The sequence below is a fragment of the Winogradskyella aurantiaca genome (assembly GCF_003362725.1).
Taxonomy (GTDB): domain Bacteria; phylum Bacteroidota; class Bacteroidia; order Flavobacteriales; family Flavobacteriaceae; genus Winogradskyella_A; species Winogradskyella_A aurantiaca.
Window position 1 is genome coordinate 16,152 of the sequence record NZ_QKTV01000001.1, and the last position, 17,984, is coordinate 34,135.

Sequence of the window (17,984 nt, forward strand, 5' to 3'; positions counted from 1 at the left end):
ATAGCATGATAAAAACTAGGTTTGAACCAAGGATCAAAACTACAGCTATGAATGTTCATAGACTTTTGCTGGCGACTAAACTAGTCTTTCAGTTACCAAAAAAACCTCTTTCATTCAACTACGAAGAGAAACTTATAATGATGAAAAGAGAAAAACGATTGACACCTTTTACATATGAGCAAAAAACAAACTATATGCTATCCAACGAATGGAAACTAATGCAAAAAATATGGCTTTACCAAAAAGGATATAGATGCCAAATGTTCCCATTTTTGGTATTAGGCCGACATAATATTAGGGGAAGTCATAAGAACTTTTATGGTCCTTATGCTATTCATCATGTCAATCGAACTGCGTATAAAAAATTGGGGATGGAGAATCTTAACACAGATGTAGTTGTGCTATCAAAATTCGCACATGAATTTATATATCATTATATCTTGAGTTTTGGCGCCAAAAAAGTGAGAGATCAAAAATTCGTGCCTTTTCCAAACCCACTTCAAGTTCTTGCAAATTATTGGTGTTTTGCCAATAGTTTTTTGAAACTAGCAATTCTTTTACTGACAATATTAATCATACTATGAACGAATCAAAATTACGAGCACTAGTTGCAACTGCATATTCTGACGGTTTCTTCGATAGTCGAGAACTGTTTATTATCAACCAGAGAGCGAAGGAACTAGGGATTAAGAAAGAAAATCTACTAGAAATCATTAGAAATCCAGATAAAGAAGAACTGATACTGCCTATAACCGAACAAGAAAAATTACACTTTATGTATGATTTAATGACGGTTATTTATGCAGATAAAGTCATTGAAGAGTCTGAGAAACAGATTTTCTACAAATACTTAAACAAGTTGAATTTTAAAAGTGAAGCACATGAAGAAGTTTTTCAGCTTCTAAGAGAAACAGTGGCTTCGGACCAAACATTTGAGGACTTCTTAAAAAATAACTTTAGTGATCATGAGTAATCTAAAACAATTATTCAACAGTAATTCAAATCAGTCGAATAATCTAGACTTTGAACAACAATCCAGAACCATTGTAGATTCCTTGGTAAATTATGGAAGGGAAGAATCCGTTGATTCAAGAGGCTCCATAGAAATGTATACAATACATCTAAAAAGAATTGAAAGTGGTCACATTGTTAAAAAGAATGAACAGACAGATGATCAAAGAGAGGAAATTAAACAGAAGGAGTCTAAAATAATTTCCAAGCAAAAAAAGATTGATAGCTGTAATGAAGCCATACAGAAAATTGAGAACGTTACAATTCCTAATAAGCAAGAGGAGTTGAATAACCTATCTAACGAAATTGAAAGCCTTGAGAGGACGAATCCAAAAGACTTGATCATTACAGAAGAAAAATTTAAGCCTTGGGTATTTTATGTTTGTCTAATAGCGGTTTTATTTTTAACAATCTTCATTTACTATTTCTACGTCAATTTAGGTTATGTACTTTTTGATATTCCGTCAAATTTGCCTCCAGATTTAGTATTTAGTTGTTCTCCCTCAGTGTTAAATTCAATAACGGAGCTGAAAGGTGATGGTGGCTGCAGTACTTCCTTGAGTACAGGTCCTTTATTGTTACCTATTCTCTTTCTAACTATTGCCGTTCTAATACATATTAAACTTGAAAATATACTCAAGGCTAAATCAAAGAAATATTTAGCCGCGTTCGGGATATTTTTACTCTTATCCTTGGTTTTGATTCTAGATACAATTCTTGCTATAAAATTTGAAGAACGTCTCTTTAATTGGGAAGGAAAAGGCGGGCCTTTTGGTGAACAATTCCCAGTGGGTTTAATGGAACAATTATCCTATTCTTATAAAGAACCTGCATTTTTGTTGATACTAGGCCTAGGCTTTGTGGGCTATATTGTTTGGAGTTTAATTCTACATGAAATGAGTAAAGAATGGGATAAAAAAGACCCAGAAATAATATGGCGGAGAAAACTCAAATTTTTAAGACAGAAAAAGGAAGAACTCAAAGAAAAAATCCAAGAGCTAAAAGAGGAAAAAAACAACACAATTCCTGATCAAATTCGCTCTTACAACAATGAAATATCTGAAATAAGAGAAACCATTAAGCTCATCAAAATTGGGGGTGTAGAAATGTTAAGACAAGCATTGATTGAGTTTACGATCGGATGGAACCAATTTTTAACCTTTAATTACCCAAGAAAAGAAAGTGATAGTAAGATAAATGAAATTAAATCTTCACTTAACCAATTCCTGGAATCATCTTCAATTTTAAGTACAACCAACAAGATAAGTGAAAGCGAACTTGCTCAAGCCAACTAACTAATATTTAATGATGTTAAAAAAAAATCTCCTATCCGTCATATTCGTTCTAACTTTTGGGTTTAGTTCTTATGCTCAACTGCCAACGCCTAATAACTATATTGTTTTTGTCGATTTATCTGCTCGCATAGAAGCAAATCACCAACGTGAAAAAGACATAGACCTTCTTAAATATCTAGTTAATAAGTTTAAGAAACAGGTGGAAGAACTATATAAAAGCGGAAAGATCTATTCTCAGGATAAATTTTCAATTCTTTTCTATCCGGATTTAGAAGATGAGAACATAATAGAACTTACAAGTTCCTTAGAAGTTGATTTTTCTAAAATGGATTATAATAATAGACTCGCATACTACATTAAAAATTTCCCAAAAGACCAGGAGCCTGTATTATTAGAGGCCTTCAATTCGGTTTATGATATTGCACTTCAACAAAACCCCAATTATTTTGGATCTAATATTTATGACTTTTTTAGTTATAGTGTAGAATACTACCTCAAAGAAAATTATAATAACCACATTATACTTTTTACAGATGGTTATATGTATATGGCCAATGAAAATCCTCAAGGTCAAGGTAATGAACTAGGTCACTTGGAAGGTCCGATGTTGGATCCGTTCCGCACCAATAAAAATTGGGAGAAACTTTATGTAACTAAAAATTATAAAATTGTTAGTGCCAACATTAAATTACCAAAACAGACAACTATTACATTGTTAGAGATGCTACCTGATTGCATATCAAGAACTAGGATCGAACCAAAAAAACCCTGTCCAAATGAATATAAAGTATTGAGACGCTTTTGGCAGGATTGGTTTCTTGAGATGGGCATCGATAAAAATGCCATAAAAATTCATAAGTCCTCTAATAATTTAACCGGTGTAAAAAGTAGTTTAGATTTATTATTTAGAAATTAAATGCGGTAATTAGAACCAAATTAAGTCCCAATTACAATCATGATCATGCGAACACTAAGACTAATTGTCTTACTAATTGTCTCAACTCTTTTTAGTTACAGTCAATCCTTTAACGCCAAAGTCATTGGCATAACAGACGGCGATACGGTTAAGGTTTTAAAACTCGATAGTACCACCGTAAAAATACGGCTTGTTAATATCGACTGTCCAGAACGCAAACAAGCCTTTTCCACCAAGGCCAAGCAGTTTACATCCGATGCTGTTTTTAGCAAGAACGTGCGTATTGAGGTTATAAAGACCGACCGATATGGCCGGCTGGTAGCCAACATCATTTATGATCAAGATTTAAATTTAAGTAAAGAACTGTTGAAGGCAGGTTTGGCTTGGCATTACCAAAAATATTCCAACGACGCTAGCCTTCAACAATTAGAGGATGAGGCCCGCGCACAAAAAATTGGCCTATGGTCTGACCCTCATGCCATTGCCCCCTGGCAGTACCGGTCTAACAAGAAATATAAGCAATAGCTCTTCTATTCACCCAATATCTACGGAAATCCGTAATTAAATTACTCCTTAATTAAATAATTTACCCCTAATTAATATATCAAAACAAATGAAAAAAGCAATAACGTTCTTATTAATGCTTGTAACAGTAATCTCCTGTTCTAGCCCACTGGATAAAAAATATAACGAGGATACATTTGAGACAGACACAAAAGAAATTAAAGAGAGTGGCAATCTTTCGGATGAGGATGCTTTAATTCTTGCCGGTTGGATAATGCGTTCAAAACTTAAATCAGAAAGCCTTGAGGGCAAGACCTATAATGAAATTATTAAAGAAGCTAAGGACTATAGAAAAGAACAAGAATATTTAGCAGAACAGACCAAACTGGAAGAAGAAGAAAAACGGCAGAGACTTGGTTCGGCCCTTACAGTCGCTATGTATAATAAAGGGTATGAAGAATATGATTATCAAGATTACTTAACATACAGTTTTGCTTTCGAAAACAAAACAGACAAAGATATAAGGGCTTTTAAAGGCTCAATCTCTATTCGCGATTTATTTGATTCAGAAATTAAATCTATTTCCTTGACAATAGATGATCCTATCAAAGCAGGTGAAATATTTAAGGGGACCTATACTACAGATTACAATCAATTTAGAGAAGAAGACAGTAGGTTAAGGAACAAGAAAATAGAAGATTTGGTGGTAATTTGGACACCAGAGAAAATTATTTTTTCTGATGGTTCCACTCTTGAATAAACAATGAAAAAAAATAAATCTCAATGCAACGACTTCAATGAAAAGCTATCCAAAGTAATCGATTACCTAAAGGACCTATCAAATGACAAGAGGGAAGAGCTGTTTGTTATACTTAGGAAAGTTCAAGACATTCAGAAATCTGATTTAAATACCAAACAAAAAACACAAGCCATCAAAAGAGTCATGTGGAAAGAGCAATCAGTTAAATCCAAATTATTTATAGGTGGATTTATTGGTACTGTAGCGGGACTGTTCATTTTTGGGACTGGCGGTATCGGTATCGCCGGTCTTGGTGGAGCAATTGGAATTTGGGGATTCTTGGCTGGGACCGCAGGTGGAATCTTAGTGTCTTCTTTAGTGCAAAATTTTGAGAAAATTAATCAAGATAATTAGGTAGAACATTGTTGAAAACTAGGACTGGTTCTAATTGTTTTAAGTCAAAACTCTAACTAACTTTGAGAATTACTTGAAAGTATTTATTTACAAATGTCTCAACTTACCGTTATAGATTTTTTTTGTGGTGCAGGTGGATTCTCTGAGGGTTTTCGTCAAATGGGGTTTAAAATAGTCAATGGTTATGACTATTGGAGACCGGCTGTAGAAACTTATAATCACAATTTTGGCACTTCTGCCGACGTAAAAAACATTCTTGATTTCGAAAATATTGAAGAAATTGAACAATTACCAGATACGGACATAATTCTTGGATCTCCTCCTTGTGTATCATTCTCAAATTCTAATAATTCAGGGAAAGCTGATAAATCCTTAGGACTAAGACTTACAGAGTGCTTTCTGAGAGTTGTAGCAGTTAAAAAGCATCAAAAGGGCTCAATGCTGAAGGCATGGTTTATGGAAAATGTAGTTAACTCTAAAAGGTATCTTAAAGAAGTATACACTTTCAAAGATTTGAGTTTAGACCAATGGGCCATCAAAAATAATATTAACCCACAAAAGATAGCTATTAGGTTATTAGAGAATACAGAAGTAATTAACTCTGCTGACTACGGTTCACTTCAAGCAAGAAAAAGGGTTATATCAGGTGAATTAATAAGTAATGGAAAGTTAGTTAAACCCCCTCAAACTCACACAAACAAACCAAATATTTCTCTCCCTAAACACCGATCTATTGGAGAAATGAAGAAAGCATTTCCATCTCCATTTAAAGCCAAGTACGATGAAATTATTAAGGATCCTCTTTTTGACATTACCTTAAACCAAACAGAGCTTACGGATCACTTTTATGACACTGGCATTTATGCTGTTGACGCAAAATTTTCCAGGCATTGGAAAGTTAATCATCCATATATGGGGAAAATGTCCTTCCCTGAAAATGAAGACAAACCAAGTAGAACCATTACTGCGACGAAAATTTCACACTCTCGGGAATCCATAATTTATAGATCGGAAATTACCCGTGAAGGAGATGGCGAGTTCAGACTTCCAACTGTAAGAGAAGCCGCAATTTATATGGGATTCCCAATCACCTTTCAATTTAAAGGGTCTGAATATACTAAATGGCGTTTGGTGGGTAACGCTGTTTGTTCCTCTGTCAGTAAATCATTTGCTAAAACAGTTCTTCAAGAATTATCGTTACCAATCCCAGAAAAGTTAAATGTTGAGAAAAGAGCTCGAATCGAGGGCATTGAAAACCTAAATACATTTTCGGTAAAAACATTCGACTCACCTCCAGTAAAAAACAGAGGTGCTAAATGTAGATGGCATTCCTTCAAAGATGGTAATCTAACGGTAACGCTTTCAAACTTCAGAATTGGAATAGATAAAACCTCAAAGAATAAATGGTACACTTCTATACAATATGGAAACGGAGAAGGCTATCCTTCGCATATGGTTAGTGATAATACCTTCAAAAAGCTAGAGCCTATTATTAAAAAGCAATCTAAAGGAAATGTATTTCTTGAAATTGTAAACAATGGCTTTACTGAGAAAATTGGTTCAAAAAAAGAACTTCAATATTTATTTGAAAATCAAACGGAAATTGACGGAAAAAAAGATCCAACCGAACTAATAGAGGAGTTAAAAGATATAATTAATTCAATTGATCAATCGAATTCCAATATTGACGAAAAGGTGAGCGTTTTTAGGCATAAAACAAAAGTTCCATTAAAACAAGTTTTCGCCCTTTATGGTATAAATAAAATAGTATCGTTAGCAAATAATAAAAAAGAATGAAATTAAAAACAATCGAAGAAGAATTAAAAAAAATTAAAGCTGCAGGGTCAAACGTTACTTTTCCTTTATACTACAAGGGTAAAAAACGAAATCTAGAAGTATACGAAGTACCTGTAGAACTCTTAAGGTTTAATTATTTGAACGGTCGAATAGGCACCGAAGTGAGAGAATTTGCTATCACTAATGGACAAAAGTTAGAAGATTTAAGCATTGACGAAATAAACGGTAAAATACATAATTGGATATGGGAAAAATCTAAAAACGAAAACAAAAAAACCCTTGAAGATATTGAAAGAAAAAGACAAATTATCCCTGGTATTATTACTCGTGACGGTATTGTAGTTGACGGAAATAGAAGGTTTATGATTGCCCGTGAACTAAATAAAAAGGGGTTAAATCGCCAATTCCTGACAATAATATTAGATGACACATATGAAGATGGTGGTGATAATGCGTTGCAAATAAAAAAACTTGAAACAGAAATTCAACTTGGACAAGACGAAAAAGTAAAGTATGGTGCTATAGAGCAATACATTAAAATAATGGATTTTATCGACAATTATATTGAAGTAAAGTCCCCAAAAATGACATATGAAGAGCTAGTACGCTTAATGAACATTAAGGGTAAAGAAAAAGAACTTAAAAAAAAGTATCGTACAGGAAAATTAATGTTAGAGTATCTTAAATACATTGGATTCCCCGAGATGTTTAGCAGACTCCAAAATACAGAAGACCTTTTTCTACAGTTAGAGACCATATATGGCCTCTATAAAGATGGAAAAGGTATTGCTGGATGGAATTTTAGTGAAGTTGATGTGAAAAATTACAAGTACATAGGATTTGATTTAATCAGATGGAACTATAATGCTTCGAATAAAAATAAAGGTGATTGGGAAGCGAAAAAAATTAGGGACAAATACTTTAAAAATAGCGCAACAAAAACAATTTTTAGTAACCCTAAGATATGGCGAGACTTCCAAGCTAACATTGAAGATGTAGAAGATATTGAAATCCCATCCTTAACTGAAATTGTCCAAAAAAAAGGTGTTTCAGACGCAGATGCTGCAAGAGCCATCGATAAGTTATGGGCGGATTCTGCAGCCCCAATATTCAAAAAAGCCTTAGGTTCTGCTGAAAAACGATTAATTGATAAGCAGAATAAAGATCGTCCATCAGAATTTATAAAAGACGCTTTAGATAAATTAGGGAACCTAGTAAATGAAGACCTTCTATATGTAGAGGGAAAAGTTGTATTCAATGATGGCGTCTTATCAATTTTGAAGCATGAAGATAAAATTGATGAGAACTATCTTAAGGTTGATAAAATCAGAAAAATTGCAGAATGTTTAAAGAAGAATCTTAGATGAATTCTTCAATTTCGATTTTCTTTTCTAATGGCATTATTGAACTGAAGGGTGATTTAGCTAGATTAAAGAAAAAGAAAAAATTTCTTCACTGGTTAAATGAATCATTCAAATGCGAATTTACAGATGATTCAATTATGATTGTATCATATTTCCCATTTGATTCAACTAGACTTTTTGATTTTCATCAATCTTTAACGGAATTCCTTGATAGAAGGTTTGAATTATACTTTGATTCTTCATTTAATGCTGTTATAAATAATGAACTACAAGAGAGAAGAGATTTTAAGCAATTTTCAGAAACTGCAAGACTAATTTGGGAAGACCTCTATGACGTAGAAGAATTTGAACTTTTCTGTGCTAAGACTAAAGTAAACCTACCCAATCGAAGACTATATAAACTTCAAGCCTTAAGTGCCTACCATATGGCATTCTCCCAAAACGCTTGTAATTTTTCAGTGCCCGGTGCTGGTAAGACGTCAATTGTTTACGCTGCCTATGCATACCTAAAAAATCACGCTTCACAAAAGGTAAATAAACTTCTAATAATTGGACCTCCATCTTCATTTAGTCCATGGGAATCTGAATACTTTGAATGCTTCGGCACAAAAGCGAAATCATTTCGCATAAATGGTGAAGTTACTCCTTCTTTAAAGAAGGACGTTTTAAAAGGAATTAGCACAGAGAATTATGAATTGATTTTATTAACCTATAATTCTGTAACTAGTTTATTCGCCGAATTATTAATATTTCTGAGAGCTCAGAACAATAATGTTATGATGGTTTGTGATGAGGCTCATAAATTTAAGAATATAACTGGTATATGGGCTCACCACATATTAAATCTTGCACCATATGCTGTATCAAGGATTGTCTTGACTGGAACCCCTGCACCGAATGGTTATGAAGATCTTTATAACATATTCAAATTTATATACCCAAATAAAAATGTATTAAATTTTAGGCCCGACTATTTAAGAAGATTATCACAAAACCCTTTGCAATCAGAGGTTTATCAACTAATTGAAAATATAAAACCCTATTTTGTAAGAATAACTAAAAATGACTTAAACCTTCCACCATTTAAAGAACATCCCTTAGTGTTAAATGAATTAAATAATCTAGAATTATTGGTATACAACAGACTGAGAGATTATTTAGTATCCAGAGAGAGCAATTCTGGAAATGCACAATCAATTCACTTTCGAATGATACAAACATGTAACAACCTAAATCTTCTTAATTCGGCACTTTCAACTTTTAATAATGATATTGATTTTGGTTTAAGAAATGAAACTGACTCCCTGGAAGATATTTTAGGGCATGACCTATCTCAAAAAATTAAAGCACTTGATGATGATTATATCCCATCAAAACATTCAAAAGTTTTAGAATTAGTTAAGAAATTAAACTCAAGAAATAACAAAATTTTATTGTGGGGTGTATTCGTTGATTCAATCAAAAAACTTCATAGCATTCTGAAAAATGCTGGTTATCAAGGTGGCTACATTATAGGAGAAACAAAAAAAAGTAACAAGTTAAATAACTATCAAGATGATTTTACACGTGAATCTTTAATTGAGCAATTTAAAACTGGACAACTCGATTACCTGATATCAAATCCAGTTGTGCTTGGAGAATCCATTTCACTTCATAAAATTTGTCATCATGCAATTTACTTCGAACAATGGTATTCCGTTGCTCCATATGTACAGTCGAGGGACAGAATTCATCGAGTTTGGCTTGATAGAGATTTGAACCAAATCCCGTATGAAACAAATTATTATCATATTTTAACCTCGCAAAGGACCGACACAGATATCCATCATAGGGTTCAAGCAAAATTCCAGCGTATGATGGATGTAATTGAACATGATATCCCCTTTTTCACAGAAGATTTAGAAACAGAAAGAACCCTATTAATACAAAATATAATTAATGACTATCGACATTCTCAATAAGGAAAATTTGTTGCTTAATGGGAATAAATCTGAATTCAGGCATTGTTTAGATAATATTTTTTCTCGGTCCAATAAGCGAAATATCAGCAATATTTATTATGAGTTAACCCGTACAACCAATATTCTCGATAAAGATTTAGACTTTTTATTTCATTTTTTAGTTGAACATAATTATGTTCATGAAAAAGACGGGAACTTTATTTTTCAAATTCAAGATGACACAAAGAATCTAATAAAAGAGTTCTGCAACTACTATATGAATATCTTGATATCAAATAAAGATATTAATAATGAAATATTTCAAAAGTGTGAATTTATCGTAAAAGACAATCTTATTCTTATTAATATTAACTCAATAAACATAGCCTACAGACCCTTCCTTTTGGTAATGCAAGGATTGAAATTATTAGCACCACACTCGAATCGAAAATACGTTTTAATTACGGATATTAAAATAGGTCACCATCTACTTCAACGTCCATTGAAGAAGATAAGTCCTCAAGAATTTGAATTAATCCAACAAAAAAATAAGCAATATGGACATGAGGCTGAAGAATTTGTTTTTGAATTTGAATGTAAAAGATTAGGCCATTTGAAGAGAGTAAAATGGGTAGCACTAAATGTTGTTAATATGGGTTATGATATTGAATCATTTGATTCAATTAATGATGACTTTACTAATCGTTTTATTGAAGTTAAATCGTATGATGGTTCAAAACCTTATTTTTATTGGTCAAAAAATGAATTTCAAGTAGCGAAATTGAAAGGCGAAAACTACTGGATTTATCTTGTTAATAGATCTAAACTTAAAACAAAAGATTATGAACCAGAAATGTACCAAAATCCATACAATAATATGCTTGGTGACAAAAACATCGATTGGATTGAGGAAGTAGATGAGTATAAGATTACAAGGTTTGGTTAAGAATCTATTATTCTCTGTTAAGCTGTGATATCCAGCCTTTATCATGAGAACATGTACCCGACTGTTTTCACTGGCAAGCGGCCTTGTAATTTTACCTACCTTTATTACTACAACCTCTAAACCCCCACACAATGCGCATCTATTCCTATATTCTTTTCCTTTGTACGGCCTTTAGCCTGGCCCAAAGCATCCCCAAGGACGTCACCACCCACCTTAACCAACGGGTGGATCAGGGCTTTAACCCCAGTATTGCTATGGCCTTTATAGACAAGGATTCGGTGAGCACCTATTATGTGGGCAGCACCCAACTGGACGGCGGCAGCCCTGTTGATGGAGAGACGGTGTACGAGATTGGGTCCATCTCTAAAGTCTTTACCGCCATCATCCTGGCGCAGGAAGTAGTCGATGGTCGCATGAATCTGGAGGATCCCGCACAACACTACTTGCCTAGTACTGTGACCATGCCCAGTAGAAACGGGCAACAGATCACTTTAAACGATCTGGCCACGCACAGCTCGGGTCTACCACGCCTGCCCAACAACATGACCCCGGCAGATGCCCTTAACCCCTACGCCGATTATACGGTGGAGCAGCTCTACAGCTTTCTTAACAGCTATACCCTACCGCGCGATATTGGGGCACAATACGAGTATTCCAACCTGGCCATGGGCCTCCTGAGTCATATCCTGGAACTGCATACCGGCCAATCCTATGAAGAGCTGGTACTGGAGCGCATTGCCAAACCCTTAGGCATGACCAATACCCGTGTGGTGTTAACCGATAACATGAAAGCCCATTTGGCCCTGGGCCATAACGAGCAGATGCAGGTCACTAGCAATTGGGACCTCCCCACCCTGGCGGGTGCCGGAGCCATACGATCTACTACCAACGACATGGTAAAATTTATTATGGCCAATATGAACCCGGACGATAGCTCCTTGGGCAAAGCCATGGCACTAAGTCATAAAATAGCTTATGGCAACCCCGCGCAGAATTTTGAAATGGGCCTCGCCTGGCACTACACCAATAACAACAGCATTGTCTGGCACAATGGAGGCACAGGAGGCTATCGTGCCTTTACGGGCTTTAACCCAGAGGCACAAACCGCCGTGGTGCTAATGACCAACAGCGTGCAAGGCCTGGATGCCCTGGGAGTGAAACTACTGGGTCAAGAGCTTACTTTAGAACTCCCTAAAAAACGTGTCTTTCCAGAGGAGGTGACCCTAAGTGATGAAGTGCTTGTAGAATATCTAGGCGAGTATGCCTTATCCCCAGATTTTAGTATTAAGGTGTTTATGGAAAACGATCAGCTCTATGGACAAGGCACCGGACAAGGGGCCTTTGAGCTTTTTGCTTCGGCTAAAGATGAATTTTTCCTAAAGGCTGTTGAGGCAAGCGCTAGTTTCCAACGCAATGAGGCTGGTGAAATTACAGGCTTTATCCTCCACCAAAACGGGCAGGATATTCCAGCGACGAAAATGAAAATGGATTAATCGTATCTGTCACCCTGAACTTGTTTAAGAGTCTCATAAGATGCTGAAATCGAAGATTCAGCGTAGCTAATCGAGTTCAGCATGACATAGTTTTTAAACACTTAGCTTTTTAGCCGCTATATTACCCATAATCATAGGGGCATGCACCCGGCTGTTTTCAATAAACCAGACATTGGTTTTCATTCCGCCACAAACCACCCCAGCCAAATAGACACCCGCCTGGTTGGACTCCATGGTGTCCTCGTTGTACTGCGGTTGGCGAAGAGTATCATTTGAGAGTTCCACTCCCAGCTTCTCCAAAAAGCTAAAATTGGGTTGGTAGCCTGTTAAGGCCAAAACATAATCGTTGGGCAACTCCTGCTCGCCTTCCGGGCCTTGTACCACAATGCTGCCTTCTTTGATTTCAGTGATCTCCGTATTAAAATGGGCGGCAATGCTGCCTTCTTTTATGCGATTCATCATATCCGGGCGTACCCAGTACTTCACCCGCTCGCCAATGTCGGCACCTCGTACGATCATGGTCACATTGCCTCCTTTTCTATAGATCTCCAGCGCCGCATCCACCGCTGAGTTAGAGGCCCCAACCACCGCCACCTCCTGCCGGGCATAAAAGTGTGGGTTGTTATAATAATGGCTCACCTTGGGCAGGTCCTCACCTGGTACTCCCAACATATTGGGCAGGTCGTAAAAGCCTATGGCCACTGCTAGATTATCGGCCTTATACACCTCCTTCGAGGTCTCTACCTCAAAGCCTGGATTAAGACGCGTCACCTTAGTTACCTCCTCAAACAGGTGCATGTTGAGATCCCTGCTGGTCACGATCCTTCGGTAGTACTCCAGCGCCTCACTCTTAAAAGGCTTAGCATTTTTACTTATAAAGGGAATACCGTCGATCTCTAGCTTTTCGGAGGTAGAAAAGAAGCTCATCCCTTCGGGGTAATTGTAGAGGGAATTGACAATACAGCCCTTTTCGATAATGGCGTAGCTGAGGCCTTTTTTTTGGGCTTCGATGCCGCAGGCAATACCGATGGGGCCACCTCCGATGATAATAACGTCGTAGGGTTTCATAGTTGTTTTTTTGGCAAAGTTAGGCATTCGTTAGTTGAGATTACTTACTCCTTGAGAATGTAAATTCTTAGGATCTGTCACCCTGAACTTGTTTAAGAGTCTCATGAGATGCTGAAATCGAAGATTCAGCGTAGCTAATCGAGTTCAGCATGACAAAACATTAATGAGCGTTATTGTCAAACCCAATTCTGGCGCAGCCGGAACACCGCTGGTGTTAGTTTAAGAGAGCAACGCGTTAAGATTTTCTGAAGCCTTGGAAGAAAATTAGTGTTGCTTTCTGGTGGCCGCAGGCCAAAACCTTAAGCAGCGGAGGTCTTTTTTGGTTCGTTTTTGGACCCGCAAAAATGACCAGATTCAAATAATAACTTCGGCAAGACTGGCCCTAGCGTGCCTCATAACAGACATCCACTGGATCTCAGTTATTCACCAATTTGGGCAATGAAAAAAAGTACAATTAAAAAAGAACTATTCGACCACAAACTCCAATTCAGCTTCAGAATTAAGCCCTGTTGATATCCAATACAAAACACGTACTTATCTATAGTAAACAGTCACTTAACTTCATTAGACTTTGATCTGACTAATTTTTATCATTTCTCTTTTCATAAAAAATAACTTACAAAATTGAAATTCAATTAATTATGAAGAAAGTTCTGCTTGTGGTTTTACTGTTGTCCGCAATAACATCGTTCTCACAAAAAAAAACTAATGGGAAAATATACATTGAACACCCTGCTTTAGAAATCGCGAAGCAATTCGACGATGCTTTTGTTAAAGGGGATTTAGAAACTATTAAAAGTCTAGTGGCAGATGATTTTGCATGGCGAAACCCGTCAATGAGAGGAGTTAATGGAACATTAGAGCAACTCTTAAACCGTGCAGACTACTTAAGTAAAAATATTATTGATTTTGAAATAAAGCATAGAGGTACAGCTTATCCAGATGTTTTTGAATATAAGGGAGACAAATCTGTAGATGTTAAAACCTATACCTGGTTAACTGGTTATGATAAAAACACGGGTGTAGAATTAAACATGCCTAGAAATACAAATTTCAGGATGACAGAGGATGGTAAAAAAATCGCTTGGATATTTATTATGGATGACCAATTGCTTTGGAATAAGGCTTATGATGCTTATGAAACAAAGCGGAACGGTATTATTTACAAAGATCATCCTTACATATCTAAAGTAAGACTATTAGTGCAGGCCTATCAAGCAATGGATTTCGAAAAAGCCAAAAGTATGTACAGCGAATCAGCACAATTTTACGATGTCATGAATACTGGTATTGATGAGTTTAAAACTTTAGATGAGGAATTTGCTGGTATTGAAGACTATATGAAAACGTATGAGATTTTGGATATTCGAGAGAGTGGCTATCCTGATGTACTAGATTATGAAGGAAACGGAGCAGTGGTAATATCATGGTGGGTGTTTACTTTTAAAAATAAGGAATCAGGAAATAGTGCTAGAATAATGCAACATATTCAACATTCATTCAATGAAAACGGAGATATCATAAGGGAGGACTATTATTTTAACCCGGCCGCTTTACCAAAGTCAAACTAACTTAATTTAAAACAACAATTATGAAAAACTTATATGCAATTTTATTGCTTGTGCTATTTATGCATACAGCCATAGCCCAAACAAATACTTTTACAGTGTATTACTTTGATGTTAAACCAGGAATGGAAGCCTCACTAGCTGGTGTATTTGACGCATTCTATGATGGTGTAGAATTTAAGTCCGGTGGACTGTATTTAGAGCGCATGCAGCGCGGAGATGTTTCTGGAACACACAGAGTAGTAGTTTTTGGTGAATTAGGAAACGTAGGTATTGTCGATGGCCAAAAAACAGATCAAGACTGGGAACAGTTTAGAACGAACAGACTGAAGTTTATTGAAAAATCTGGCCCAAGCTACTCTGGAAGAATAATGCTTTCAAATGGGGTAGACCCATTTAGCAAGGGGTATTTTCAGTTATATGAAGGTATCGTCTACGAACCTGAAAAAATGTTGGCTGCGCACTCCAAAGCCATGGATAAGGCATGGGCCTATGAAGGTAATGCGATGCTATTTGGCACTTATGATGTAGGATCACCTGGTGGTGCCACGCATTGGGCTGCATTTGGTGCTGATAGTCTAGAATCGTTAATGGAATGGAAAGTTTACATTGAGGAAAAGAAGGCTAAAGGTCATGCTGAGTATTTTAAGAACAGAGGTGAAACAAAAGACCTTACCAACTATAGCCTAAAAATCCTTAAACAATACGGGGGGTTTTAATACCAATTAGTTGAACATTATAATGGAGGTAATCCTATGACTATTACCTCCTGTCTTTTGGTGCCCTGCCTATTAAGGCATACGACAATTGCTGTAACAATCGAATTATTATCCTACCAATTTCCCACAATACATAGTTTCAAATGAGAAAATTTTCAATACTGTTGATAGTTGTAGTATTTATAAGCTGCACCCAAACCACTACTAGCAATGCCATTACAGAACAAGATGTAAAAGATACCATACTTGGTATGTTTGAATCGTTTTCTGTTGAGTCTAATGATAAAGCCAATTTTTATGATTATGTAACCGATGATTATGTGTTATATGAAATAGGTAAAGAAATGAACGCTGCTGAATTTTTAGAATTTGCAAGTACCTTCAATACTATTGAGGATGACTGGAAAGTTTCGGATTGGAATATTAATATTGATAAAGAATCTGCTCATGCCTTTTTTAAAAATAGTGGCAGATTTATTACAGTAAACGACGGAAAAAAAATGCTCTTAAATTATCAATGGCTTGAAAGTGCTTATTTGGTGAGACTAAATGGTGAATTAAAAATTAGATTTTATTTTTCTGATGCTATAAGTCAAACATCAGAAGAGATAGATTAAGAGTCACTACAATTTAATTACTACTTCATTTACCTAAATAGGTTTACTAAACCCGAATACCGCATTGAAGCCCTCTGGTTTATCTTAAGAAACTGGTATTTAGGCGACGGTAAACTCAGATCTATCTATCTTTTCAAGATTGATTTCTTTTAAGTTTTAAATTAATTCTTCTTAATCAATTTATTATGAAAAAAATTATTTTACTACTTACTGCGATTCTTCTAGTTGCATGTAATAACAATCCTAAATACGAACAAAATCTAGCCACCGCTCAAAAATTATTTGAACTCCATGGAGAAGAAAAGCTAGGCGAACAACTGATGCTCGTCAGTAAGGATATCAAACTTTACACCCCTATGTATGGTTCTTCAGAACCTCTTGGATATGAAGCCTATGTAAACATGTTAAAGGGGTACCAAAATAATTTTGAGGACGTTACATACAACGCGCAAGCTTGGCTTCCCGGCGTAGATACCCTAACGCTAAAGCCAGACGGCAGCGTGAGAACCTATGGTACGTGGACGGGTAAAAATTCAGTGACCGGCAAGGAGATTAATTTAAATGGCTATTGGTATTTTAATTTCGATGATAATGGAAAGATCATAGCGCAAGGTGACTTTTTTGATTATGGTGGCATGATGCAAGCCGTTGCCCCAAAACATCCGGTTTTGGTTACCCTCAAGGTGAAGCCCGGCAAAAAGCAAGCGATGATAGATTTATTAAATACGCCTGCAGGCTTGCAGACAACACGAAACTATGATGGCAATTTATCGCTTGAAGCATTCTTTAACGATGATACCTATACTTATTACATCTATGGTGATTGGGCCTCATTCAGGCACTATCAAAAATATCTGGATTGGCGGTTTAATAACGATGAAAGCAATATGGCGCAACAAGTAATGGCGCTGTGTGTGGGTGGCGACAAAGGATTAACTCCTTTATTTCCAAATACATCTTATGCCTCATTTAGTAATTGACATTGACCATTAACTCAGTAGCATTTGTAAACCACTTTGGTATTATGATAATTCTTGCGCTCACATACATGTTTCTTGATTGGTTATCTGCAAGAAAATCAAAAAAGTCAATTTAGCTCAGCCTAAGTTGGGTAACAAGAGTATAACTAACATAACAGATATGACAATTAAAAATGGATCTGTAGGCTTTCATGTGTCTTTTGTGGTGCCCAATGTAGATACCGAACGAATGGAATCTTTTTTAAAGACACATGAAGATTTTATGAGAGATACGCACCATGTAACTGGCCATATAGAACCTCTTATATTGTGTTATACAGTATTAAAATCAGTACAATTCAACAATCCTTTTGATCCAAACAGTGGTGAAACAGGGAATACGCTTTATGGTATTACTGAAATTTATCAGGGGTCTGAAGGTGCAATAGCGCATTTGCAAATTGGTCAAAAACGAGAGGCAATGTTTGCCCAACTTGTTTCTTTAACGAATGATTATTGTGTTTGTGCAATCTTAGGAGGTCCTGTTATTAGATCAATGTTTGATAGGTAGACTTTTTGTCTCTTGCTAATAGAAGGTCCATGAGGACTAAAATTACAACAGGAAGATCCAGTG

The 17,984-nt window shown here is 36.0% G+C and carries 19 protein-coding genes; 17 read left to right on the forward strand and 2 right to left on the reverse strand.

Going from position 1 to position 17,984, the window contains the following annotated elements:
- The first annotated feature begins 47 nt into the window (after positions 1-47).
- The 11 genes from DN064_RS00070 to DN064_RS00120 all read left to right on the forward strand — a co-directional run bounded on the left by DN064_RS00070 (position 48) and on the right by DN064_RS00120 (position 10,926).
- Positions 48-584, forward strand: coding sequence for a hypothetical protein (locus DN064_RS00070; RefSeq protein ID WP_157962180.1), 537 nt, complete (start codon positions 48-50; stop codon positions 582-584).
- On the forward strand, positions 581-973 hold the full coding sequence (locus DN064_RS00075; protein WP_115460575.1) for a hypothetical protein: 393 nt from the start codon (positions 581-583) through the stop codon (positions 971-973). The genes DN064_RS00070 and DN064_RS00075 overlap by 4 nt, the downstream gene beginning before the upstream one ends.
- A gap of 82 nt (positions 974-1,055) precedes the next feature.
- Positions 1,056-2,306, forward strand: a complete 1,251-nt coding sequence (locus tag DN064_RS00080; RefSeq protein ID WP_157962181.1) for a hypothetical protein — start codon at positions 1,056-1,058, stop codon at positions 2,304-2,306.
- Between the two features lie 10 nt (positions 2,307-2,316).
- Positions 2,317-3,222 (forward strand): hypothetical protein, encoded by a 906-nt coding sequence (locus DN064_RS00085; RefSeq protein ID WP_157962182.1) that lies wholly within the window; start codon positions 2,317-2,319, stop codon positions 3,220-3,222.
- A 45-nt stretch (positions 3,223-3,267) separates the two neighbouring features.
- Positions 3,268-3,747, forward strand: a complete 480-nt coding sequence (locus tag DN064_RS00090) for a thermonuclease family protein (RefSeq protein WP_115461338.1) — start codon at positions 3,268-3,270, stop codon at positions 3,745-3,747.
- An 88-nt stretch (positions 3,748-3,835) separates the two neighbouring features.
- Positions 3,836-4,486: a hypothetical protein gene (locus tag DN064_RS00095; protein WP_115460578.1), complete on the forward strand. Its 651-nt coding sequence runs from the start codon at positions 3,836-3,838 to the stop codon at positions 4,484-4,486.
- A gap of 3 nt (positions 4,487-4,489) precedes the next feature.
- The gene (locus DN064_RS00100; protein WP_115460579.1) at positions 4,490-4,879 is read left to right on the forward strand and encodes a hypothetical protein; all 390 of its coding nucleotides are present in this window, start codon (positions 4,490-4,492) and stop codon (positions 4,877-4,879) included.
- A 93-nt stretch (positions 4,880-4,972) separates the two neighbouring features.
- On the forward strand, positions 4,973-6,676 hold the full coding sequence (locus tag DN064_RS00105; RefSeq protein WP_115460580.1) for a DNA cytosine methyltransferase: 1,704 nt from the start codon (positions 4,973-4,975) through the stop codon (positions 6,674-6,676).
- A complete protein-coding gene (locus DN064_RS00110) occupies positions 6,673-8,043 on the forward strand; it encodes a ParB N-terminal domain-containing protein (RefSeq protein ID WP_115460581.1) in 1,371 nt (456 codons plus the stop codon). Before DN064_RS00105 ends, DN064_RS00110 begins: the two co-directional genes overlap by 4 nt.
- On the forward strand, positions 8,040-10,001 hold the full coding sequence (locus tag DN064_RS00115; protein WP_115460582.1) for an SNF2-related protein: 1,962 nt from the start codon (positions 8,040-8,042) through the stop codon (positions 9,999-10,001). The genes DN064_RS00110 and DN064_RS00115 overlap by 4 nt, the downstream gene beginning before the upstream one ends.
- On the forward strand, positions 9,979-10,926 hold the full coding sequence (locus DN064_RS00120) for a DUF3883 domain-containing protein (protein ID WP_115460583.1): 948 nt from the start codon (positions 9,979-9,981) through the stop codon (positions 10,924-10,926). The genes DN064_RS00115 and DN064_RS00120 overlap by 23 nt, the downstream gene beginning before the upstream one ends.
- Before the next feature lie 116 nt (positions 10,927-11,042).
- On the opposite strand, the gene DN064_RS14240 is transcribed toward DN064_RS00120, so the two are convergent.
- A complete protein-coding gene (locus tag DN064_RS14240) occupies positions 11,043-11,234 on the reverse strand; it encodes a hypothetical protein (RefSeq protein ID WP_232827375.1) in 192 nt (63 codons plus the stop codon).
- On the opposite strand from DN064_RS14240, the gene DN064_RS00125 reads away from it, so the two are divergent.
- Positions 11,181-12,419, forward strand: a complete 1,239-nt coding sequence (locus DN064_RS00125) for a serine hydrolase (protein ID WP_232827366.1) — start codon at positions 11,181-11,183, stop codon at positions 12,417-12,419. The genes DN064_RS14240 and DN064_RS00125 overlap by 54 nt on opposite strands.
- Positions 12,420-12,512: 93 nt before the next feature.
- Here DN064_RS00125 and DN064_RS00130 read toward each other — a convergent pair whose 3' ends face one another.
- Positions 12,513-13,487, reverse strand: a complete 975-nt coding sequence (locus tag DN064_RS00130) for a YpdA family putative bacillithiol disulfide reductase (RefSeq protein ID WP_115461339.1) — start codon at positions 13,485-13,487, stop codon at positions 12,513-12,515.
- A gap of 641 nt (positions 13,488-14,128) precedes the next feature.
- Between DN064_RS00130 and DN064_RS00135 the strand changes: the two genes are divergently transcribed.
- From DN064_RS00135 to DN064_RS00155, 5 genes are all read left to right on the forward strand, one after another.
- The gene (locus DN064_RS00135; protein WP_115460585.1) at positions 14,129-15,058 is read left to right on the forward strand and encodes a nuclear transport factor 2 family protein; all 930 of its coding nucleotides are present in this window, start codon (positions 14,129-14,131) and stop codon (positions 15,056-15,058) included.
- Positions 15,059-15,078: 20 nt separating this feature from the next.
- Positions 15,079-15,774 (forward strand): hypothetical protein, encoded by a 696-nt coding sequence (locus tag DN064_RS00140; protein WP_115460586.1) that lies wholly within the window; start codon positions 15,079-15,081, stop codon positions 15,772-15,774.
- Positions 15,775-15,917: 143 nt separating this feature from the next.
- The gene (locus DN064_RS00145; RefSeq protein ID WP_115460587.1) at positions 15,918-16,391 is read left to right on the forward strand and encodes a hypothetical protein; all 474 of its coding nucleotides are present in this window, start codon (positions 15,918-15,920) and stop codon (positions 16,389-16,391) included.
- A gap of 185 nt (positions 16,392-16,576) precedes the next feature.
- Positions 16,577-17,371, forward strand: a complete 795-nt coding sequence (locus DN064_RS00150; RefSeq protein ID WP_115460588.1) for an antibiotic biosynthesis monooxygenase family protein — start codon at positions 16,577-16,579, stop codon at positions 17,369-17,371.
- Between the two features lie 160 nt (positions 17,372-17,531).
- On the forward strand, positions 17,532-17,921 hold the full coding sequence (locus DN064_RS00155; RefSeq protein WP_157962183.1) for a hypothetical protein: 390 nt from the start codon (positions 17,532-17,534) through the stop codon (positions 17,919-17,921).
- Positions 17,922-17,984: the final 63 nt, after the last annotated feature.